The organism is Marinobacter sp. UBA2498 (genome assembly GCF_002341575.1).
Lineage (GTDB): Bacteria > Pseudomonadota > Gammaproteobacteria > Pseudomonadales > Oleiphilaceae > Marinobacter > Marinobacter manganoxydans.
The window spans coordinates 26,536-48,649 of the sequence record NZ_DDOI01000117.1; the positions used below are offsets into that span (position 1 = coordinate 26,536).

Below are 22,114 nucleotides of genomic sequence, written 5' to 3' on the forward strand. Positions count from 1 at the left end.
TTTCTTTCCCCGAACCAAACCAGCATCCCATGGGAGAATGCCATGAGTGTGATGATTGCCGCATTCATGAGAGGGGTTACCCGTCTCAACGATTTCATCGGCCGGTGGGTTGCCCTCCTGATTTTCGCAATGTTCGTGTTCCTGCTTCTTGAAGTGGGGTTCCGCTATCTGCTCAATTCTCCCACGGTCTGGACCAACGAACTGACCCAGATGCTTTTCGGCATCTACGCAATAATGTCCGGTGGCTACATCATGGCCCATCGCGGCCACGTCAACGTGGACCTGTTGCATTCGCATCTGAAGCCACGGAAACGCGCGGCTCTGGACATTGTTACCTCCGTGGTCTTTTTCATTTTCACGCTCGCCCTGCTGTGGTTCGGGATCGACATGGCCCAGGAATCCATGTCCAGTTGGGAAACTTCCTACTCGGCCTGGAATCCGCCTATCTGGCCAGTGAAGCTGGCCATTCCCATCGGCACCGCGCTGCTGGTTCTGCAAGGGTTGGTCAAACTGCTCGAAGACATCGCCGTGGCCTTCAACCTGGATTACTACACACCTCAAGAGTCCGAATCTGAAGGAGATCAGCTGTGAGCATTGAAGCCCTGACTCTCCTGTTCTTCGGTTCGCTGCTGTTTTTCCTGCTGCTGGGCCTGCCGCTGGCGTTTGTTCTCGGTGGCGTCTCGGTGGTGTTCCTGTATTTCACCTGGGGATTTGATTCCTTCTACATGGTGGCCTCCCAGATCTGGGGCACCATGGAAAGCTTTACCCTGGTCGCCATCCCTCTGTTCGTATTCATGGCCATGATTCTGGAGCGCACCGGTGTGGCCCGGGATCTGTACCGGATGATGCACCTGTGGTGCGGCGGCCTGAGAGGCGGCCTTGCCCTCGGCACCCTTGGCATCTGTGCGGTATTTGCCGCCATGGTCGGCATCAGTGGCGCTGCAGTGGTTGCCATGGGAACCATAGCCCTGCCATCCATGCTCGAGCGTGGCTACGACAAGAGCATGGCCCTGGGCGTAATCAATACCGGCGGTGGCTGGGGCATCCTGATTCCGCCCAGCATCCTGATGATCCTCTACGCCCTGATCACCGGCGTGTCTGTCGGCCAGATGTTCGCCGCGGGCATCATGCCCGGCATCCTGCTGATGGTACTGACGGCCATCTACATCCTGGTGCGCTGCCACCTGCAACCGGAGCTGGCACCGGCGCTGCCAAGAGAAGAACGAGGCACCTGGCCGGAGAAATTCCGGGCTCTGCGAGCCGTGCTCCTGCCGATTGGAGTGGTGGTCATGGTACTGGGCTCCATCATCGGCGGTATTACCACCCCGACTGAAGCCGCTGCCATGGGTGTTCTCGGCGCCCTGATTTCCGCCGCCGTGTATCGGCAGTTCAAGTGGAGCATTCTGAAGGAAGCTGCGATCCGCACCTTCAAGCTCACCGGCATGATCATGTGGATCCTGTTTGCGGCCCATGCCTTCAGCGCTGCGTACCAAAGCATGGGCGCACAGGAGCTGATCGAGGGCCTGATGAACATGGTGCCCGGTGGGCCCTGGGGCATCATCATCGCCATGATGGTAATCGTGTTCCTGCTGGCGATGGTGCTGGATCCGGTGGGTATCATGCTGATCACCCTGCCGGTGTTCATGCCGATCGTGGAATCCCTGGGCTTCGATCCGATCTGGTTCGGCATCCTGTTCGTGATCAATATGGAAATCGGCTACATGACGCCACCCTTCGGCTTCAACCTGTTCTACCTGAAGGGCATCGTGCCGCCGTCGATCACCATGAAGGATATCTACAAGTCGATCATTCCCTTCGTGATTGTGGAGATCATCGGCATCATCCTGATCATGATCTTCCCGGAAATTGCCACCTGGCTGCCGGACCTGTTTTTCTGAGCCTGGGCCCAGCAAAAATTTGGCAGTGAATCCGTGAAAGCGCTACTCTCATAGGGCTCCCGGCATAAGGAATCCGGGGCCCAACACAAGGAGAGACGCTTATGCGCGGCCCATTATCTGCATCAATCCACACTGCAGTCATCACCACCCTGTTTACCCTGCTCGCATTGTTCTCCGCGGGCACCCAGGCCCAGGGCCTGTCCGACCAGACCATCTCATCGTTTATCGACAGCCTGAAGGCTGCCGAACAGCTGGAGCCTGAGTTTGAGGACCTGAGTGAAGACATGGACAGCCAGAACGATGGCACCATGCCCGACTTCTCACGCATTTTCTCCGATTCGCTGAAGGAGCTGGAAGGTCACCAGGCCTATGGTCAGCTCGAGGATCTGGTTCAGGACCACGGCTTCGGTAGCCTTGAAGAGTGGGCGGCAACCGGCGACCGGATCTTCCAGGCCTGGATGGCCATCGAGATGGAGCAGCAGAGCCCGGCAGCCCAGCAAGAAATGAACGCGGCCATGGCCGAGATTGAAAACAATCCCAATATGACCGCCCAGCAAAAAGCTCAGATGCGGGCGATGATGGAGGGCGCCATGGGCGCGATGCAGAGCGCCAGCAATGCGCCTCCGGCAGACATAAAAGCGGTTCGCCCCCATGTTGATGCCCTCCGAGAAGCTGGCAACTACTGATACTCGAGTGCCGAAAAACAAAAAGCCCGACGGTTTAACCCGCCGGGCTTTTTTTGTGCGCGAGCAGCCATCAGGCCGCTCAGGCAGGCATCACGACATCAGGTTATAAACAAACACAATGGCAACTGCGATGGGAGTCACGAACCGGATCAGGTTGTACCAGAGGGTAAAGGCTCCTCCCTGAAGGGCCAGATCGGATTTCAGCGACTCTTTGGCCACGAACCAGCCGACAAATACTGCCGTCAGCAAACCGGAGAGCGGCAGCAGTACGTTGGCTGTGAAGAAGTCCAGAAGGTCAAAGATGGTCTTGCCTTCGAAGCGCTCAAACATAGCGAGCGGCGCGACGTCGGCCCAGACATTCAGCGACAGAATCGAAGCAATGCCCAGCGCCCAGCAGAGCACACCGACAAGGATGGAGCTGCCCGTACGGGCCAGGCTGGTCTTTTCCTCAACCCACTCAACTACCGGCTCCAGCAGGGAAATACCGGAGGTCCAGGCGGCGAACAACAGCAGGATAAAGAACAGGGTGCCAAACAGGCCGCCCATGGGCATATTGCCAAAGGCCAGCGGCAGGGTCTGGAAAATCAGTCCGGGACCGGCACCGGCTTCCAGACCGTTGGCAAACACTACCGGGAAAATGGCCAGGCCGGCCAGGAGTGCGACGACGGTATCCATGATGGCCACGCTGACAGCGGTGCGACCAATGGACACATCCCGACCCAGATAGGAACCGTAGGCCATCATGATGGCCATACCGAGGCTGAGGGTAAAAAAGGCGTGGCCAAGGGCAATCAGAACCCCGTTGATGGTCAGGGCACCAAAATCCGGCGTAAACAGGAAGCTGACGGCCTCACCAAAATGGCCTGTTGTGGTGGCATAACCTACCGCCACTAGCAGCAACAGAAACAGGGCCGGCATCAGGATGGTGACGGCCCGTTCCAGGCCTCCTTTCAGTCCCTGGGACACCACCAGAATAACCAGCGCCATGAAGATCGTGTGCCAGAGCAGCAGCTGCCCGGGGCTGGCCAGCAGGCCGCCGAACAACTCACCGATGGAGTCTGCGGTGCCACCGGTAAAGTCGCCCATGGCGGCATGTCCCACATAGGACGCCGCCCAGCCGCCGATCACCGAGTAGAAAGAGAGGATCACAAAGGCCGCGATCATCCCGATGATGGCCGAGATCCGCCAGCCCGGCGCGCTGAGGTTGCGCTCTGCCACCAGCCGCATGCTGGTGATGGGGTTATGTCGACCATTCCGGCCGATAAACACTTCCGCCATCATGATGGGGATACCGATCACTGCGATACACAGCAGATAAACCAGCACGAAGGCGCCACCACCGTTTTCGCCGGTAACGTAGGGGAACTTCCAGATATTACCGAGACCGACGGCCGAACCGGTTGCCGCCAGAATAAACGCCAACCGGGAAGACCAGAGACCACGAGCGGCCCCTGAACCGTTGCCCGAAACCGAGTTGGACTGAGTCATGTTGTGTTCCTGTGCTTTTGGCTGAGGAATGTCTTCAAAAAGGGATAGCCACGGCGTTGCCGGGGCAATTGGGGCGGGATTCTGCCAGCACTGGCGCGTCGATGCCAGTGCTGGCGCCCTCCCGGTCCGGATTGGTCCGGCGGGAGGAAAAGGAAGCTAAAGCTAACTAGCCGTTTTTGCTGATAAACCTGGCTATCAGGTCTTTCAGGCCACGGGACATGGCGCTGAGCCGGTCACTGCTCTGCTTGGCGGAGTCGGCCTGGGCATCACTATGATCGGCCAGCTCGGCAATATTGGTAATCTGGCGATTGATCTCGTCGGACACCTGGCTCTGCTCCTCAAAGGCCGCAGACATACTGATAAAGCTGTCGGAAATGGTCTGGATCGAGGTCACGATATCGCGCAGCGAGTTCTCGGCCTCCCGCACCTTTTCAAGGCCCTGACCGGCAACAGCCTCACCGTCCCGGGTTGCCTGGACCGCCGAGTCCACCTGCTGACGGAAATCATCGATCACGTTCTGGATCCGCACGGTGGATTCCCGAGTCCGGCGGGCCAGTGAGCGCACCTCATCCGCTACCACTGCAAAACCCCGGCCCTGCTCACCGGCACGCGCCGCTTCGATAGCCGCGTTCAATGCCAGAAGGTTGGTTTGCTCGGCAATATCGGAAATCAGGTTGGCGGCTTCACCGATGCTGTTGGTGGACTCACCCAGCTTGCTGATCGTCGAACCAATACCATTTACGCGGGTTACCAGCTCTTCAATCGCAACCAGCGCTTCGGCGCTCCGGTCGCTGCCCACACCCGCAAGACGATTGGCCTCCTCGGCTTCACGGGCGTTACTGGTCACCGACTCGGCCACTTCCTGGATTGAGGCGGTCATTTCATTGATGGCCGAGGCAGTCTGATCGGTTTCCGCCCGCTGCCGGGCGATTGCCGCCGCGCCATCGCTGATATAGCCGTGGGAGGCCCGCGCCTGCTCATAGAGCAGTTCTGCCTGGTCATCAATCCGCGCCAGGGCCGTCCGAACACGGGCCTCTTCACTGACCAGCAACAGCGACAGCTGCGAGAACAGTCCGCGTTCGTCGCTGTAGGTACGGGCAACAATGGGATCCCGGAAGGCATCTGGGCGAAGGTCCAGCAGCTTGCGCAAGCGAGCGGCCAGGGAGTTGAACACGAGGCCAAACCCCAGGGCGTGACCCACAACAATCAGGCCTGCTGCCAACCAAGGTTGGTTGATCTTGAGGGCACCAAGGCTGAGTACCAGCGACACCAGGAATGGCCAGCCGGAACGGAGCATCGACAAGGCACGATTGCTGAAGGATGAGGTCATCTTCCCGGCAGAGATCTTGGAATACAGCCGCTCGGCCCTGGCGATCTGCTCGCGGGTCGGCTCGACCCGAACCGACTCGAAGCCAACCATCTGGCCGTTCTCACGGATCGGCGTAACGTACGCACTGACCCAGTAATGGTCGCCGCTCTTCGCCCGGTTCTTCACCACACCCATCCAGGCCTTGCCGGCCTTCAGGTAATCCCACATATCCTTGAATACGGCCTGGGGCATGTCCGGATGGCGGATGATGTTGTGAGCCTGGCCAACCAGTTCTTCCCGGGAGAAACCGCTGATTTCCACAAACTCTTCGTTGCAGTAGGTGATCACCCCTTTCAGGTCCGTGGTGGTAATCAACCGACCGCCTTTCCGCATTTTTACTTCACGCTGGGTAACCGGGAGATTCTTGCGCATAAACGGACCTTCTGACTCGGGGCTGACCACGGGGATAAATATGGGCAAACAAGGGTAAGCCCCGATGAATATCATTGATATTCATCAAAGGTTACCTTGCGTATGTGGAGTGTAACGGCAGAGGTGAGCGGAACCTTAGTGCGTGCAGGTACTTATGTCGTAACCGCCAGCCGGGCCCGGGGATGGAAGCGGGCGTTTACCCAGAGGGAGAAGGCAATCACGCCACCGCCAATCGCCAGCCTCAGCAAATCGGCGTCTCGATTCCAGATCAGCAGGTTGACGATCAGGCCTGCAGGCACCAACGCATTGTTCATGATAGCCAGGGTGCCGGCGTCAACCACACAGGCACCGCGATTCCACAGGAACAGACCCAGGCCGGAGGCAGCAAGCCCCAGCCATGCCAGGATGCCCCACTGTACCGGTGTGGTCGGCAGCTTCTCGGCATTGCCGAATATCAGGAAGGACGGCAACGCAATAATCAGGGCGCCAAAGAAGAAATAGCCGAAGGTTCGGTAGCCCGGCAGATCACTCTGGTAGTGTTGCATCACGTGCTTGTAACCTACCTGGCCGGCTGCAAAGGTAAAATTCGCCACCTGCAGCAAAAGGAAGCCGGTAATGAAGTCCTCACTGAGCCCGTCGTAGCGTATGATACCCGCCCCGACAGTTGCGATGGCTGCAGCCAGGAGCGCCACCGGTGAAAACCGGCGAAACAGGGCGTCATCCAGCAGGGTCACATACAGCGGAGTGAAAATCGTGAACAGCAGGACTTCCGGGACGGTCAGGTAGCTAAAGGACCGGTACAGACAGAGGTAGGTAATCCCGAACTGCAGCATGCCGGTAACTAGAATACCCAGCTTCTGTCCGGAAGCCACGCCCCGCCAACGGGTGAACGGCAGAAAGACCAGGGCACCGAGCAGCACACGGCTGAGCACCGCAAAATCGCTGTCCACCTGGCCGGCCAGAAATTCGCCGATCAGACTGAATGAAAACGCCCACAGAACGGTAACAAAAACCAGAAGTCCCATCGCCACTGCCATCTGTTGTGATCAAGGCGCGTACTTTAACGGTTTTCGGAGAAACTTGCAGTGCAGAAACACGGGATAAAACCCCATGGATGAGATCCACCAGCCATTACCGGAACCCCGCCAGCCGCTGGTCACCAGAACACTGACAGAGTGGCGAACCCTCTCCATTCTGGGCGGGCCGATCCTGATCGCCCAACTGGCCCAGATGGCCAACGGCGTGATCGATACCATTATGGCCGGCCACGCGAGTGCCGAGGATCTTGCGGCAGTGGGTATTGGCAGCAGCCTGTGGATGCCCCTGTTCCTGTTTTTCATGGGCATGCTGGGGGCACTGCAGCCCATTATTTCCGGCTACAACGGTGCCCGGGAGGTGGGGAAAATCATGCCTGCAACCTGGCAGGGGCTCTACCTGGCCGCCGCCGGATCCGTGATCATGATCCTGCTGCTGACTCACGTGCACCCGGTGCTGGCACTTCTGAACCTGGAAGCCAATACCGCACGCATCACCCAGGGCTACCTCAATGCCTTCGCCTGGGGCATCCCGGCGCTGCTGTTAATGACGGCACTACGGGGCCTGACCGATGGCCTCGGGCACACCCGCGTGATCATGGCATTCTCTGTACTCAGCACACTGATCAATCTGCCGATGAACTACATCTTCATCTACGGCAAGTTGGGGCTACCTGCGATGGGCGGTGTCGGTTGTGGCTGGGCCACATCCATTTCCAACGGTGTCGCGGCAGCGGCACTGCTCGTGTATCTGAACCGAAGCCGGGTTTACCGTCAGTTTCACCTGATTGCCGATTGGGTGAAGCCGGACCTGGCAGGCATGCGCTACATCCTCGGCATCGGCGTGCCCATCGGCTTCACCATCTTTGTCGAGGCCAGCCTGTTCTCGGTCATTGCTCTGTTTCTGGCACCCCTTGGCCCGGTGGTGGTGGCCGGGCACCAGATTGCCCTGAACGTGGTATCTCTACTGTTCATGCTGCCGTTGAGCATCGGTATGGCGCTGACTCTCCGGGTCAGCTTCCTTATCGGTGCCCGGGCGCCCGCCACCGCACGCCTCATCTCCCGAAGTTCACTGATTCTGGCGGCTGCTACGGCGCTGGTTTTTGCAATACTGCTGTTTGTATTCTCCCGGGAGATCGCAGCGCTCTATACCAGTGATACCGAGGTACAGGCGGTCACCGTGAGGCTTCTGATGTTTGCGGCCCTGTTCCAGATTGCCGATGTTATCCAGGTAACCTGCATCAGCGCCTTGCGGGGTTACAAGGACACCCGCATTCCCATGTTCATCATGCTGTTTTCATTCTGGGGCGTTGGTATGCCACTTGGGTATGTGCTGACGTTCATGGACTGGCTGGTGCCGGCCATGGGGGCTGCCGGCTTCTGGGTAGGCCTCACGGGTGGCCTGGCATCTGCCAGCATTCTGTTGGGGTGCAGACTCTTTCTGTTTGCTCCCAATAGCGATCAGGCCGTTTCGGCTGCAAGCTCCGGCGTGCGCTGAGCATCGGCAAATACAACACGATCCCGGCCAGCTTCCTTGGCCTCATAGAGTGCCGCATCCGCCCGGGCAAGCCAGCTATCAACGCTTTCGCCATGCTCGAGCAGTGCCACGCCGAACGACGCCGTCACCGAACCGCCGGGGTGCTTCATGTATTTGCGCAGCACCTGTTGCAGGTTGTTCATCACTGCCTTGAGGCCAATGCCATCGACACCCGGCAAGAGCAGTACGAATTCTTCGCCACCGTACCGGAACAGCTGGTCTGACTTGCGGGTGTTCTGTTTCAGCAGCGCCAACAGATCGGTCAAGACACCATCGCCCACGCCATGGCCATGCTCATCGTTGATCTTCTTGAAATGATCGATATCCAGCATGACCAAGGCATAGGGCAAACCGGTACGCTGGGCATTCGCTGCCGCCAGATCCAGCTCCTGATCCATTGAGCGTCGGTTCTTGATGCCGGTCAGCGGATCGATCGTTGCCAGATGCTCCAGACGCTCCCGCTGATCATGGTTCCTGTGGGCAAAGACATAGGCGCAGGCACTGACCACAAAGGCCGTTGAAGCAAACGACCACATCTGAACATCAGAGCGGAAAGCCCCACCATGAACCATCAGGGCAATGACCGAGGCAATGTTCAAGGCTACCGCAATCCTGGGATTAACAAGAAAGAAGGTAGTGACAAGACACGGGTATAACCAGAACAGTCCCGGCTCGCCTACCACAATGCCCACGACGACCGCGCCGCCACAAGCAACACTGGCGACAACCACGCCACTTCGTCGCGTGTCCCCGGTTACCCATGCATAGACCAGCGCAGAGCAGATACCGAGAAGAATCGTTGTATCCACCAGTCCGGCCAGCAGATTGCCCTGCAGGTAGCGCATCACGGCAAATGGAGTAATCCCCAGAAACGCGCTCACCCCCAGCAGGGTGATGATCGATAATCGGAAATCGGAAATCGGTCTTGAGGCGATGGAGCATTTAGCGTTTTCGTCCGACAAAAGTACTATCCAGAATTCCAGAATAGCTCAACCAATTTGAATGATCGTTAAAGGACAACGATTCTTTACATATTCTCTATCAAAAAAGACAAAGTGTGAACGCTTGCTCATTTTTTCTTCCTCCCAAAACAGGGGCAGCGGTAAAATCAGGTAAAACCACACTGCTTCCTGGCCAGAGCCAGCCCGCGCCAGTGGAGCCCCAGCCGCATTCGGGGTTACACTGGCGACACAATTAACCTGTACCAGAGACAGCTGATTTGACCGAACTTGTCCGAATTGCGCCCGGGGCGCTGACCATCGGCCGGCCCCTGCCCTGGGACGTCTACGATGCAGACGGCAATATCCTTCTGCGCCAGGGCTATGTGATTCAGACAGATTCCCAGCTGGAGCAATTGTTCGAGCGCGGCCGATTCAAACCTCGCAAGATCGAACGCCCTCAGGAAGAAGTGTTCGAGGATAACCGGGACAGGAACCCGTTTGCCGATTACCCGGACCTGCTCCACTCCCTTGAAGCTACCCTGAAAGCCATTACCGATTCTGATCCTTCGGCCCAAAAACGGCTCCTCGGTCTGGCCCGGATGATCGAGCGCACATGCACGGAATCACCCGATGCAACCCTGGCACTGGTTCACCTCTACTCAATCGGCCCGGTCATTCACGAACAGATCCTGTTTTACGCCATTCTTTGCCAGTTTATTGGCCGGCAATTCGGCCTGGAGGAGAAACGAGTTGCAGTACTGACTGCTGCCGCCCTTACCGCCAATCTTGCCCTCGTGCCCATCGCCGACAAGCTGAATGCGTCCAATACAGTGCTTAACGATGAACAGCGCGGCGTCATTCGCAAACACCCCGAACGCAGCATCCAGGCCCTGCAGGCCGCGGGCATCGATAACAAGCTCCTGCTGACCATCATTGCGCAACACCATGAGCAAGCCGACGGAAGCGGCTATCCGAAAGGTCTGAGTGGCACCGAAATACGGCCGGAAGCGGAGATCCTGGCGCTGGCAGAGCGTTACGTGGCCATGATCACCAAACGGGCCTACCGGCAGCGCATGAATGTGGCCGACGCCCGGAAGCTGATTGCCAACCTGGCCGACGGCAAGTTCCGACCGGCCATCCCCAAGGCCCTGCTGCAGATTCTCGGGGAGTATCCGCCCGGCATTCTGGTTCGTCTGGAAAACAACGAAGTGGGCGTGGTTACCCGCCGGCCAGTCAGAGCCCGGGGACCTTTCGTCAAAGCCATTTTCGGTCCCCGTGGCAACCGTTACACCGGCACCTTCGAGCGGGACACCAGCGAGCCGGATTTCGGCATCCAGTCCCTGGAAGAGCCGGAAGTCATGCCTTCCATGGACTTCAGCCTGGTCTGGGGCTTCCGCTCCTGACCAATGTCACCATGCTATAAACCCAGTGCTTTTGCATGATGATCAAGGTGATCATCAATGAATGAGGCAATGAAGAAATAGCTGTGATCATAGCCCCGGTGCATGCGCAGGTTGATGTGATGGTGGAACTTCTCACAGGCGTCCGCCAGCGCATCCGGGTTCAGCTGGCTGTCCAGAAACTCGTCCGCCGTGCCCTGGTCCACCAGTAGCGGCAACCGCTCCCGAGCGGTGGGAATGAGCAATGTGGCATCCCATTCTTCCCAACTTCGCGGATCGTCTCCAAGATAGCCCTTGAAGGCTTTCTGGCCCCAGGGGCACTCGGTTGGGTTGGCGATGGGCGCAAACGCCGACACCGAGGCGTAGCGGCCCGGATTCTTCAGGGCGCAGATCAGAGCGCCGTGGCCGCCCATGGAGTGGCCGCTGACGGAGCGCTTGTCTGTTACCGGCAATTCATTCTCGATCAACTGCGGCAATTCCTTCACCACGTAGTCGTACATCCGGTAATGGGGTGCCCAGGGTTGCTCTGTGGCGTTGATGTAGAAGCCGGCGCCGGAGCCAAAGTCATAACTGTCATCCTCGCCCGGCAGGTTCACTCCACGGGGGCTGGTGTCAGGACAAACGATGGCCATCCCCAGCTGAGCGGCCCGTTTCTGGGCACCCGCCTTTTGCATGAAATTCTGGTCGGTGCAGGTCAGCCCTGATAGCCAGTAGAGAACCGGCACCTTCTTCGGGTTGGAGCCCACAGCCACGGGCGGCAGGTACACCGCAAACTCCATGTCGCATTCGAGGGTAGCGGAAGTATGCCGGTAGCGGCGGTGCTCGCCTTCGAAACAGACGTTCGTGGATAGGAGTTCCATAGTGTCCTCAATTCAGAAAATAAGTGTGTTTCAGTCCAGGGCACTGGCGTGCTTTGGCGGCTCCAGACCGAAACCGGTGCGCGCCAACTCGGCCAGGATAGCAGTACGGGTGACAATACCAATCAGTTTGCCGTGATCCACAACCGGGTACACCTTTGGCTTGCCCGCACCGAGGTTCTGGGCAAGATCCACAACGGCCATCTCTGCCGAAATCGTCACCGGTTTCCGGAACATGACGTCGTCAACAAGTGGATCGCCCTCACGGTGATAGCCGCTGACCAGCAGGGCATGGATACAGTCCTGCTCGGAGATGAATCCGATAACATGGCGCTGGTCATCAACAACCGGAAGACCGGTTACGTGGTTGTGGAGCAGCGTCTTTACCACCTTGGTGAGCTGCGTGCCACAGCGGACCGGCTCGATGTGGTTCCACATGACATCTGAAACTTTGAGTGAACGCATGGGCAGAATCTCTCTCCTCGGTGGATGGTCGCCATTGTAATGAGCATAGGCAATCACCCCTGAATCCACCACTTTTACCGGGCCATCGGTTTACATGGGAAAATTTCTGACTAAACTCAGCCGGTTATACCCAATCCGGGTCAAAAATCCAAACCAATCCATGGCAGACAGAGGGAGATCCCATGGAAGCTATTTCTGAATTCGTAGGGCAGATAAACGGGCTGGTCTGGGGCCCACCCATGCTGGTTCTGATTCTGGGCGTCGGGCTATTCCTCAGCCTGGGCCTGAAGCTGATGCCGGTGCTGAAGCTGGGCGCCGGTTTCCGGTTGATGTGGAAAGGCCGCTCCGCCGCGGGATCTGAATCCGAGGGTGAAATCCCGCCGTTCCAGGCGTTGATGACAGCGCTCTCAGCCACCGTTGGCACAGGCAACATTGCCGGGGTTGCCACAGCCGTGTTCCTTGGGGGCCCCGGCGCGCTTTTCTGGATGTGGCTTACGGCCCTTGTGGGCATGGCCACCAAGTACTCCGAGGCGGTCCTGGCGGTGCGTTTCCGCGAAGTCGACGAACGCGGTGCCCACGTGGGCGGCCCGATGTATTACATCCGCAACGGCCTGGGTCGCAAGTGGGCCTGGCTTGGCGTCCTGTTTGCCGTCTTTGCCGCCATCGCCGGTTTCGGCATCGGGAATACTGTGCAGGCAAATTCGGTTGCCGATGTCATGGAGACCAACTTTGGGCTGCCGCACTGGGTGACCGGCCTCGTTCTTATGGCTCTGGTGGGTATGGTTCTGATCGGCGGTATCCGCAGGATCGGCCATGTCGCCAGCGCCCTGGTGCCGTTGATGGCAGTTTCCTATCTGATCGCCGGGCTTGTGGTGCTGGCTATCAACGCCGCCGATATTCCTGCCGCTTTTGCCCTGGTGATCAAACATGCCTTCAGCCCCATCGCCGCCGAGGGTGGGTTTGCCGGTGCGGCAGTCTGGGCAGCCATCCGCTTCGGGGTGGCCCGTGGCATCTTCTCCAATGAAGCCGGCCTGGGCTCCGCGCCCATTGCCCACGCCGCCGCACAAACCCGAAACCCGATCAATCAGGGCATGGTGGCCATGCTCGGCACCTTCATCGATACCATTATCATCTGCACGATTACCGGACTGGTGATTATCACCTCCGGCACCTGGACCTCCGGGGAATCCGGGGCGGCACTGACCTCCATGGCATTCCAGGAGGCGCTGCCCGGCGTTGGCAACTATCTTGTAGCCATTGCCCTCGCGGTTTTTGCGTTCACAACCATTCTGGGCTGGTCGTTCTATGGTGAGCGCTGCATTGAGTTCCTGTTCGGCGTAAAGGCCATCGTGCCGTACCGCATTGCATGGATTCTGGCTATCCCGGTGGGTGCCACCCTGAACCTGGGCTTTGTCTGGCTGGTGGCAGACACCCTGAATGCCATGATGGCATTGCCGAACCTGATTGCCCTGCTGATGCTGAGCCCGATTGTGTTCAAGCTCACCCGTGAGCATTTTGAGAAGGAGAAAGCGCTGGGGGTCTGAGCCCCTTGTAATTGCTTCATCTGGCACCAAGGTTTGTCGTATACACTCAGAACACAACCCGGCCGTTTCAGGGCCGGAATAACAAACGAAATTGTCACTAACATGATCAAAGGAGAGTACACATGACTTTACGTCTCGGAGATACCGCCCCTGATTTTGAACAGGACTCCAGTGAAGGGAAGATTTCGTTTTACGACTGGCTGGGCGACAGCTGGGGCGTGCTGTTCTCGCACCCGGCGGATTTCACCCCGGTCTGCACGACCGAGCTGGGCCTGACCGCCAAACTGAAGGACGAGTTCGCCAAGCGCGGCGTCAAGGCCATCGCACTGAGCGTTGATCCGGTCGATTCCCACCACGAGTGGATCAAGGACATCAATGAAACCCAGGGCTGCGCGGTAAACTTCCCGATCATTGCAGACCATGATCGCAAGGTGTCCCAGCTGTACGACATGATTCACCCGAATGCCGACAGCAGCCTTACCGTGCGCTCGCTGTTCGTGATCGACCCGAACAAGAAGGTTCGCTTGATGATTACCTACCCGGCCAGCACCGGTCGTAACTTCAACGAAGTTCTGCGGGTGATCGATTCGCTGCAGCTGACCGACGAACACAAGGTCGCGACCCCGGGCAACTGGGAGCGTGGTGGCGATGTCGTTATCGTTCCGTCCCTTCAGGACGAGGAAGAAATCAAGCAACGCTTCCCGAAAGGCTACAAGGCTGTCAAATCCTACCTGCGGATGACACCAGACCCTAAAGCCAACTGGAGCGGTGACTGATCACTAGCCTCTTAAGCCTATAAAAAAGGCCGGGCAGCATTCGCTGTCCGGCCTTTTTCATGGTCGTGGATCAGGCAATCAGAATGCCGGAACCACTGCACCCTCATACTTTTCCATGATGAAGTCGCGAACCGCATCAGACTTCAGAGCCGCAGCCAGTTTCTGCATAGCCTCGCTGTCCTTGTTGTCCGGACGGGCCACCAGGATGTTCACATAAGGTGACTCGGAGCCCTCAATTACCAATGCATCTTCAGACGGGTTCAGGCCGGCTTCCAGCGCATAGTTGGTATTGATTAGCGCAAGGTCGACCTGGTTCAGGATACGGGGCAGGGTGGCAGCTTCCAGTTCCTTGAAGTCGAGATCTTTCGGGTTATCGGCGATATCACGGGGTGTTGCAGTGATCTTGCTCTCGTCTTTCAGGGTGATCACGCCGGCCTTCTGCAGGAGCAGCAGCGCACGGCCACCGTTGGTCGGGTCGTTCGGAATGGCAACCACCGCACCTTCTTTGAGCTCGTCCAGCGAATCAATCTTGCTGGAGTAGGCGCCAAACGGCTCAACGTGAACGCCGGTCACGGTTACCAGATTGGTACCACGGCCTTCGTTGAATTCATCCAGGTACGGCTGGTGCTGGAAGAAGTTGGCGTCCATCCGCTTCTGGTCCACCTGGATATTCGGCTGGATGTAATCGGTGAATACCTTCACGTCCAGTTCCACGCCCTGCTCGGCCAGCTGAGGCTTCACGAATTCCAGGATTTCGGCATGGGGAACCGGGGTGGCAGCTACGGAGAGTTCTTCGGCAGCAACGGCGCCGGAAAACGTGGCTGCGGCAGCTAGTGCTGCGAGTGTTTTCTTCAGATTCATAGATCGATTCTCCTGTTGAGCATCTTGAACAAATGAGTTCGGGTTCGGAGTACGGCCGGCGGTCGGTCGGAGTACCCTTCCGAAAAACGCCCGTGAATACGTCCGTGTAGGGCTCGGTCGCGCCATCCCTGGCGCTCCACGTTTTCGGAAGGGTACTCCGACCGCCCAACGGCCTATATCCAGCTTTTCTACTTTCTGCTGAAGTACAGAACCAGACGGTCGCCGACCATCTGCAGCACCTGTACGAAAATAACCAGTAGCGCGACTGTAATGACCATTACGTCGGTCTGGAATCGTTGATAGCCGAAGCGGATCGCCAGATCGCCAAGACCGCCGCCACCTATGACTCCGGACATGGCCGCGTAGGAAACCAGAGTGATCGCAGTAACGGTGATACCAGCAATGATGCCTGGCAGCGCTTCCGGTAACAGAGCACCGAAGATGATCTGTTTAACGCTAGCGCCCATGGCCTGGGTGGCCTCGATGATGCCGCGGTCCACTTCTCGCAGGGAAGTTTCCACCAACCGTGCAAAGAACGGCGCACCGCCAGCCACCAGCGGCGGGATTGCTCCGGCCACGCCCAGGGACGTGCCAATCAGCATTACGGTGAAGGGGATCATAACGATCAGCAGGATGATGAACGGCACGGAACGGAGCACGTTCACCACGAACGACAGCACCGCATAGGCCACCGGCTGTTCCAGCAGCTGGCGTTTGCCGAACAGGAACAGAAGAACGCCGATGGGCAGGCCGATCAGGACGCTGAACAGCAGGGACATACCCACCATCACCAGGGTATCCCAGCTGGCCCAGCCAATTTCGGTCCAGTCTACATTGCTTAACAGGTCTTCCATCAGCGCAGCACCTCCACGTGAACGTCGGCGGCCTTGAGCGCCTGCATGGCCACCTCGAGATCACCGCCCACCAGTGACAGGGTCAGTTGGCCGTAGGGTGTGTCCTTGATGTGGTCGATTCGGCCGGAAAGAATGCTGAAATCCACGCCGGACTCCCGGGCAACGCTGCCCAGCAGCGGTTTATAAGTGGATTCGCCCTTGAAGGTCAGGCGGAGGATCCGGCCGCTGGCCTTGCTCAGGTCTTCCTGGAGTTCGTCCCGGTCAATGCTTTCGCTCTCGAAGACAAAGTCTCGTGTGGTCGGGTGCTTCGGGTGCAGGAACACCTCGCTGACCGGGCCCATTTCGACCACTTCACCAGCATCCATCACAGCTACGCGATCGCAGACCCGGCGCACCACGTCCATTTCATGGGTGATCAGTACGATGGTCAGGCCCAGTTCCCGGTTGATGTCGGCCAGCAGCTTCAGCACCGACTGGGTCGTTTGCGGGTCGAGAGCGCTGGTGGCTTCGTCGCACAGCAGGATCGTGGGCCGGCAGGCCAGGGCGCGGGCAATGCCCACTCGCTGTTTCTGCCCGCCGGAGAGCTGCGATGGGTATTTGTTGGCGTGGTCGGTGAGGCTGACCCGGGCCAACAGTTCCTCAACCCGATCCCGAATCTCGGCCTTCGAGTAGATCCCCGCCAGCTTCATCGGGAAGGCAATATTGTCCGCCACGGTTTTCGACGACAGCAGGTTGAAGTGCTGGAAGATCATTCCCACCTTGCGGCGAAAGGCACGGAGTTCGGCAGCGTCGTAGTCGGTAATGTTCTCGTCGTCGATCAGAATACGACCGCCGGTGGGTGGTTCCAGCAGGTTGATCAGACGCACCAGCGTCGATTTACCGGCGCCGGAATGGCCAACGATGCCGAATACCTCGCCGGTTTCAATGGTCATATCGGTGGGATGCAGCGCGGGGATCGCCCGGCCGCCTACCTGATACGACTTCTGTACCTGGTCAAATACAATCACGGTCAGCGCCTTGTGGGTGCAGCGTTAAAACCGGCGATTATAGCCCAAACGGTCGGCAAACCCGAATTCCGGAATGATTCTCAGTGTGGGTAGATATCCCTACACAAACGGTTACCTGACACCGGACACCCCACTGAACTAAACTTGGATCACAAAAGAACCTTACATTTCCCCGGAGCTCTTTCAGAGACGCGCTGCCCAGAGACTCACCAACGTGACCAACGAAAAACAACCAACGCCCTCAAGGATGAACTCCACCCAGGCATGGGTAACCTATCTCAGCAAGGTCGAGCTGCCGGTACTGGCCAATACGCTTCGGCGCATCAACGAACTGACCGACAGCCGAAACAGCACCGTCAACGAGTTGGCCAACGTAATTCTCAACGACGCCCAGCTCACCTCCCAGGTGCTGAGACTGTCCAACACCGTGTTCTACAACCAGACGCGGACGCAGGTCAGCACGGTCAGCCGGGCCATTACCCTGATCGGCTTCGATGCCGTGAAATCCATGGCCATTTCCTCGCTGATCGTCGATGCGCTCCTGAAACGCAACGACCGCCCGCACCTCCTGCGCTGCCTGGCACGAGCCATTCACGCCGCGGTTCAGGCCCGGTGTCTGATGCCCAAACGGAATGAAACGGCCCTGGAAGAGGTTTTTATCGGGGCCTTGCTGATGAACATCGGCGAGCTGGCGTTCTGGTCCTGCGAGACACAACAGGCGACGGAACTCGAGGAACGACTGCGGCTTGAGGAACCTCCGGTTGAGGCCCAGAAAGCCGTGCTGCACTCAACGTTTACCGAAATCACCCGCGGTCTTGTGGAGGCCTGGTCCCTCGGGCCATTTATCAGGGATGTTGTGTCTCCGGGTCAGGCCAATTCCATGGCTTCTAGCCTGGTGCGGAATTCCGTGGAAATGGCCCGACTGTCGGAACAGGGCTGGAGCGGTCCGGACATGGACAAGGTATTGGAACGCCTGGGCAGGGATATTGGTGAGCCCCCGGCGGTGGTTCGCGACCAGCTCAAGGTGAACGCATCGGAGGCCACCCGCGTGGCCGTTTCCCTGGGCATTCCGCAAGTCACTGCCATGATGCCGGGCGCCGAGGGCAAATCTGGCGACACCGGCGCAAGGGCGCCAGACATGGATGCGGAGCTGCAGCTGGAAATCCTGCGCGAATTAAGCCATTGCCTCGCCGAGAAACCGGATATCAACGAAGTCTGTCAGCTGGTAATTGAAGGCATACACCGGGCTATTGGTATGCAGCGAGTAGCCCTGTTGATGAGTGACCGCACCGGCAATGAACTGGTGCCCAGAAAACTCGGCGGCCGTGGCACCGAGGAATGGCGCGAACATTTCGTGATTCCCAAGGACGGCACCGGGCCACTGGGCCCGCTTCTGCCTCATGCCCATTGCAGCATCTACGAACCAAAACCAAACGCCGAAGGCGTGGCGTATGATCGCTGGCTGGGCAAAGTGCCGGCTTTGATTGGCCCGATCAAGGCAAATGGAAGGCTGGTCGGTCTGTTCTATGCCGACAATGCAGCCGGTGCTTACCTGCCCTCAAAAGAGCAGCTATCAGCGTTCGGCCACTTTATTCAGAACGCGCAGCTGTGCCTGACCTTACTCTCTACCCATTAGCATTGACTCAGAGCTCGTAGAGCCTGGTGACGTGCAAAACCGGCCCGGTTGGCGATCCGGTCGGTGAACCGCCTTCAGGTTCAAGACTGATTGCCAGGGTCCGGCTGCCGCTCAATGAGCTCTGAGCTTCATCCGACAGCCCCACCTGGTGAGTTTCACTCGCCGGCAGGACCCCTAGCGAAAGAGGCCGCCCCTCCTCTGGTACAACCCAGAGCTCATAATCCTTACCGGACTCCGCGGAGCCTGCGGCAACAGCGCGCAATTTCAGCAGGTTGCCACGATCCGTCTCACTTAACAGCCACAGCGGGTCGCCAAGTTCGGCCTCGATGATCGCCCCGGCTAACATGGGCCTTTCTGGAACGGGAGACGGCTGTAAAACTAACAGAACGGCGAAAAAGACCGCCGCTGCGGTTGCCGTCAATCCCCAGCCTGGCCAAAACCATCCGGCTCTTGAGGAAACCGGGGCTTTCGGTTTGGAGTGTTCGGGCCACAACCGTTGCTGGATGCCCGACCAGATGCTTGGCGGGGGCGTCTCCGGGATGGCGATCGTCGACAGGGCGCCGAGCTGCTGCTCCCAGAACCAGACTTCCTGACGAACCCGACCGGATTCCATCATCCATCCCTCGAAGCGGAGGCGAGCAGGGCCTTTCAAAGAACCCAGAACATATTCCGCCGCAAGAATCTCTACGCGTTCAGGTGATTTTCTCATCGTTCAAGACACCTCTTCAGCGCCATGAGTCCCCTCCGGATCCAGCTCTTCACCGTGCCGACAGGCGAGTTCAGGGTTTCTGACAACTCATCGTGAGTGAAGCCCCGGTAATAGGCGAGCAGGATGCTGTCCCGCTGCACATCGCTGAGTTCTTCCAGGCAGCCTGTCAGCTGGGCCGAGCCGGAAGTGCGCAACGAATCATCCAGAGGTCCACCTCGCTTGTCCTCAACCTGGTCAAGGTGCTCATCGCCGGCCGTCTGCCGCACTTTCCGGGCGCGCATCAGATCGAGCGTCCGGTACCGGGCAATGGTCATCATCCAGGCCAGCGGCGCGCCCCGATCGCGGTGGTATTCGCCAGCGTGATGCCAGATCTGGATGAAGCTCTCCTGCATCGCTTCTTCCGCAAGCTCTCGATGGTTCGCCAGTTTGACGCACAGGCCGAACATTCTCGCCGCCACCTGGCTGTAGAGTTGTTGGAACGCTTGTCGGTCCTTCCTCGCCACGGAACGCAAAAGCCGCATCAACTCGTCCTGATTTACCTCGACAGAAGCCATAAACACCCTCGTTGTTATGGTTAATGCCCCAGGTACGGGCGCACGGAGCGGAAGTTGCGCTTATGCCGAAAAGAATTTTTCCAACGACTGCAACTTTTCAACGGGCCCACTCGTTCCTTCCTACGACGCACCCAAACACAAAGAGGAAAGCGACATGAAAACAATTCTGAAACGGTCCAGCCTCGCTATCGCCGTCGCCGGAACCTGCCTCGCCACCGGCCTGGTCCAGGCTTCGAGCCACCGCGAAGCGCCCTTCATCACCGAAATCCCGAAAGTCGACGGCACCGACTTCTACATGTTTCGGAGCTACGAGTCCGGCAGAGCGGATTTCGTGACCCTTATTGCCAATTACCTGCCTCTGCAGGACGCCTATGGCGGTCCCAATTATTTCGATCTGGACGACGATGCCATCTATGAGATTCACGTCGACAACGACGGCGATGCCGTTGAGGATCTGACGTTCCGGTTCCAGCTGGAAGACAACCTGAACGACATTCAGTTGCCGGTCGGGCCGGATGGCGACCAGCGGATGGTATCTGTACCCCTCAAGAACATTGGCGACGCAAGTGACGCCGGCAACGTTCAGTTGCGACAAACCTACACGGTGGATGTTATTTCCGGCGATCGCCGCACGGGTAGCGTTCAGGCCGCCACCAACGTGAACACCGGCACCGAAACTTTCGATAAACCTTTGGACAACATCGGTGCAAAGTCCTTTGGTGATTACGCCAGTTACGCCGGCCAACACGTGTTTGATATCGCCATTCCCGGCTGCGGAACCAACGGTCGGGTATTTGTCGGGCAGCGCCAGGAGGCGTTTGCGGTGAACCTGGGTGAAATCTTCGACCTGGTTAACACCAACCCGCTTGGCCCCCGGAATGGTGAAGGCCCCGGTGATCTGGCTGACAAGAACGTCACCTCCTTTGCCCTTGAGGTGCCTACCGATTGCCTGACCGGCACCGCCATGAACTCCAACGGCCAGCCCGTAATCGGTGCCTGGACTACAGCGAGCGTCCGGCAGGCACGTATCATCAACCCTGCTCCCAGCACCGCAGGCCGGGGCGCAACCGTTGAAGGTGGTGCCTATACCCAGGTTTCGCGTCTGGGCATGCCACTGGTAAATGAGGTGGTTATCGGGCTCAAGGACAAAGACCGTTTCAACGCCAGTGAACCAAAAGATGATGGGCAGTTCGCCACCTATGTCACACACCCGACACTGCCGGAGCTTCTGGAAGTGCTGTTCCCCGTAACTGCACCGAACAACTTCCCGCGCAACGATCTTGTCACGGCATTCCTCACCGGCGTACCGGGAGTCAACATGCCTGAGGGCGTAACTGCCTCCGAAATGTTGCGACTGACGCCCGCCGTTGCACCAACGCCGCTGAACAGCCAGAACGATCTCGGTGTTCTGGCGGGTGACAACGCCGGCTTCCCGAATGGCCGTCGGCCCTACGATGACACCGTCGACATTGCGCTTCGCGTCGCCATGGGTGTACTGGCAGACCCCGCCGATGCGCCTGATGGCAGCCTCGAGTACACCGACGGCGTCCAGCTGGCAGCGGATCCTACCAGCCTGCCCGCAGACTATGAGTCGTTCCCTTACCTGGCGACACCCATCGCCGGTTCACCCAACGAATAACCGGGAGGTAGCCATGAGGTCCCTCACAAAACTTACGGCCGTCTGCGCGATTGCGTTATTGATGGCAGGTTGCTTCGACGGCTCCAACAGCCGATCGGAAAGGCCGGCTGTGACCGTCGACTTTACAACGTTTGTTAAAACCCAGTTCGCCCGGACAAGCGACGACGCCCAGCCGGCGAACGTCAACGGCATCGACCTGAGTTTCAATGACCAGAATAATCCACAGGCATTCGATGACCTGCTTCAATAACACTCCACTTGGCCGGTTTCCCCGTTGTTTCGGGCCGGCCTTATCCTTGCCTGCCCTTCGGGGCAGGATTTTTTGGTTGATCGCGATTTTCGCGCCCTGCCAGATACACGCCGCCCCGGATCCCATCATCACGGAGTTCAATGACAATGAAATACTGACCGAGTTACCCGGCGCCGCTAACGAGCTCTTACGGGAGACGGATTCCCCCGAAGTGGTTGGGGACCGTCTGCAAATGCT

21 protein-coding genes are annotated in these 22,114 nt (G+C 58.4%); 10 read left to right on the forward strand and 11 right to left on the reverse strand.

The genetic code is table 11. From position 1 onward, the window contains the following. Positions 1 to 42 precede the first annotated feature (42 nt). From B2W52_RS16275 to B2W52_RS16285, 3 genes are all read left to right on the forward strand, one after another. Positions 43 to 591 (forward strand): TRAP transporter small permease subunit, encoded by a 549-nt coding sequence (locus B2W52_RS16275; protein ID WP_053113628.1) that lies wholly within the window; start codon positions 43 to 45, stop codon positions 589 to 591. Then, a complete protein-coding gene (locus tag B2W52_RS16280; RefSeq protein WP_202346381.1) occupies positions 588 to 1,898 on the forward strand; it encodes a TRAP transporter large permease in 1,311 nt (436 codons plus the stop codon). Before B2W52_RS16275 ends, B2W52_RS16280 begins: the two co-directional genes overlap by 4 nt. 101 nt (positions 1,899 to 1,999) lie before the next feature. After that, positions 2,000 to 2,584, forward strand: coding sequence for a hypothetical protein (locus tag B2W52_RS16285; RefSeq protein WP_273069124.1), 585 nt, complete (start codon positions 2,000 to 2,002; stop codon positions 2,582 to 2,584). Positions 2,585 to 2,674: 90 nt separating this feature from the next. Here B2W52_RS16285 and B2W52_RS16290 read toward each other — a convergent pair whose 3' ends face one another. The 3 genes from B2W52_RS16290 to B2W52_RS16300 all read right to left on the reverse strand — a co-directional run bounded on the left by B2W52_RS16290 (position 2,675) and on the right by B2W52_RS16300 (position 6,838). Next, positions 2,675 to 4,072, reverse strand: a complete 1,398-nt coding sequence (locus B2W52_RS16290) for a sodium-dependent transporter (protein WP_273069125.1) — start codon at positions 4,070 to 4,072, stop codon at positions 2,675 to 2,677. A gap of 166 nt (positions 4,073 to 4,238) precedes the next feature. Next, positions 4,239 to 5,813, reverse strand: coding sequence for a methyl-accepting chemotaxis protein (locus B2W52_RS16295; protein WP_273069126.1), 1,575 nt, complete (start codon positions 5,811 to 5,813; stop codon positions 4,239 to 4,241). Between the two features lie 152 nt (positions 5,814 to 5,965). Then, positions 5,966 to 6,838, reverse strand: coding sequence for a carboxylate/amino acid/amine transporter (locus B2W52_RS16300; RefSeq protein ID WP_041646450.1), 873 nt, complete (start codon positions 6,836 to 6,838; stop codon positions 5,966 to 5,968). An 85-nt stretch (positions 6,839 to 6,923) separates the two neighbouring features. Between B2W52_RS16300 and B2W52_RS16305 the strand changes: the two genes are divergently transcribed. Further along, a complete protein-coding gene (locus B2W52_RS16305) occupies positions 6,924 to 8,345 on the forward strand; it encodes an MATE family efflux transporter (RefSeq protein WP_286803745.1) in 1,422 nt (473 codons plus the stop codon). Here B2W52_RS16305 and B2W52_RS16310 read toward each other — a convergent pair. Then, positions 8,309 to 9,346, reverse strand: coding sequence for a GGDEF domain-containing protein (locus tag B2W52_RS16310; RefSeq protein WP_286803746.1), 1,038 nt, complete (start codon positions 9,344 to 9,346; stop codon positions 8,309 to 8,311). The two genes, B2W52_RS16305 and B2W52_RS16310, sit on opposite strands and share 37 nt — an antisense overlap. A 257-nt stretch (positions 9,347 to 9,603) precedes the next feature. Between B2W52_RS16310 and B2W52_RS16315 the strand changes: the two genes are divergently transcribed. After that, a complete protein-coding gene (locus B2W52_RS16315) occupies positions 9,604 to 10,728 on the forward strand; it encodes an HD-GYP domain-containing protein (RefSeq protein ID WP_092033022.1) in 1,125 nt (374 codons plus the stop codon). Positions 10,729 to 10,742: 14 nt separating this feature from the next. Here the strand turns inward: B2W52_RS16315 and fghA are convergent, their stop codons facing one another. Next, entirely contained in the window at positions 10,743 to 11,585 is an 843-nt protein-coding gene (fghA, locus tag B2W52_RS16320; RefSeq protein WP_008177000.1) for an S-formylglutathione hydrolase, read from the reverse strand. A 30-nt stretch (positions 11,586 to 11,615) separates the two neighbouring features. Further along, a complete protein-coding gene (locus B2W52_RS16325; protein WP_008176998.1) occupies positions 11,616 to 12,047 on the reverse strand; it encodes a CBS domain-containing protein in 432 nt (143 codons plus the stop codon). A gap of 182 nt (positions 12,048 to 12,229) precedes the next feature. Between B2W52_RS16325 and B2W52_RS16330 the strand changes: the two genes are divergently transcribed. Both B2W52_RS16330 and B2W52_RS16335 read left to right on the forward strand, forming a co-directional pair. After that, positions 12,230 to 13,591, forward strand: coding sequence for an alanine/glycine:cation symporter family protein (locus B2W52_RS16330; protein ID WP_273069130.1), 1,362 nt, complete (start codon positions 12,230 to 12,232; stop codon positions 13,589 to 13,591). A gap of 122 nt (positions 13,592 to 13,713) precedes the next feature. Next, the gene (locus B2W52_RS16335; RefSeq protein ID WP_062783364.1) at positions 13,714 to 14,367 is read left to right on the forward strand and encodes a peroxiredoxin; all 654 of its coding nucleotides are present in this window, start codon (positions 13,714 to 13,716) and stop codon (positions 14,365 to 14,367) included. A 78-nt stretch (positions 14,368 to 14,445) separates the two neighbouring features. Here B2W52_RS16335 and B2W52_RS16340 read toward each other — a convergent pair whose 3' ends face one another. The 3 genes from B2W52_RS16340 to B2W52_RS16350 all read right to left on the reverse strand — a co-directional run bounded on the left by B2W52_RS16340 (position 14,446) and on the right by B2W52_RS16350 (position 17,089). Then, positions 14,446 to 15,228 carry a MetQ/NlpA family ABC transporter substrate-binding protein gene (locus B2W52_RS16340; protein ID WP_053113603.1) on the reverse strand — a complete coding sequence of 261 codons (783 nt, stop codon included), beginning with the start codon at positions 15,226 to 15,228 and terminating at the stop codon, positions 14,446 to 14,448. Positions 15,229 to 15,416: 188 nt separating this feature from the next. Beyond that, the gene (locus B2W52_RS16345; RefSeq protein WP_008176989.1) at positions 15,417 to 16,082 is read right to left on the reverse strand and encodes a methionine ABC transporter permease; all 666 of its coding nucleotides are present in this window, start codon (positions 16,080 to 16,082) and stop codon (positions 15,417 to 15,419) included. Then, positions 16,082 to 17,089, reverse strand: a complete 1,008-nt coding sequence (locus B2W52_RS16350; RefSeq protein WP_104270440.1) for a methionine ABC transporter ATP-binding protein — start codon at positions 17,087 to 17,089, stop codon at positions 16,082 to 16,084. The genes B2W52_RS16345 and B2W52_RS16350 overlap by 1 nt, the downstream gene beginning before the upstream one ends. 214 nt (positions 17,090 to 17,303) lie before the next feature. Here B2W52_RS16350 and B2W52_RS16355 point away from each other — a divergent pair, with 214 nt between their 5' ends. Next, positions 17,304 to 18,725, forward strand: coding sequence for an HDOD domain-containing protein (locus B2W52_RS16355; protein WP_273069134.1), 1,422 nt, complete (start codon positions 17,304 to 17,306; stop codon positions 18,723 to 18,725). Positions 18,726 to 18,732: 7 nt separating this feature from the next. Here B2W52_RS16355 and B2W52_RS16360 read toward each other — a convergent pair whose 3' ends face one another. Continuing rightward, the gene (locus B2W52_RS16360) at positions 18,733 to 19,434 is read right to left on the reverse strand and encodes an anti-sigma factor (RefSeq protein WP_273069135.1); all 702 of its coding nucleotides are present in this window, start codon (positions 19,432 to 19,434) and stop codon (positions 18,733 to 18,735) included. After that, positions 19,431 to 19,988 (reverse strand): sigma-70 family RNA polymerase sigma factor, encoded by a 558-nt coding sequence (locus B2W52_RS16365; protein WP_286803747.1) that lies wholly within the window; start codon positions 19,986 to 19,988, stop codon positions 19,431 to 19,433. The genes B2W52_RS16360 and B2W52_RS16365 overlap by 4 nt, the downstream gene beginning before the upstream one ends. A 154-nt stretch (positions 19,989 to 20,142) precedes the next feature. Here B2W52_RS16365 and B2W52_RS16370 point away from each other — a divergent pair, with 154 nt between their 5' ends. Both B2W52_RS16370 and B2W52_RS16375 read left to right on the forward strand, forming a co-directional pair. After that, entirely contained in the window at positions 20,143 to 21,627 is a 1,485-nt protein-coding gene (locus B2W52_RS16370; protein WP_286803748.1) for a DUF4331 domain-containing protein, read from the forward strand. A gap of 109 nt (positions 21,628 to 21,736) precedes the next feature. Continuing rightward, a complete protein-coding gene (locus B2W52_RS16375; RefSeq protein WP_286803749.1) occupies positions 21,737 to 21,877 on the forward strand; it encodes a hypothetical protein in 141 nt (46 codons plus the stop codon). Positions 21,878 to 22,114: the final 237 nt, after the last annotated feature.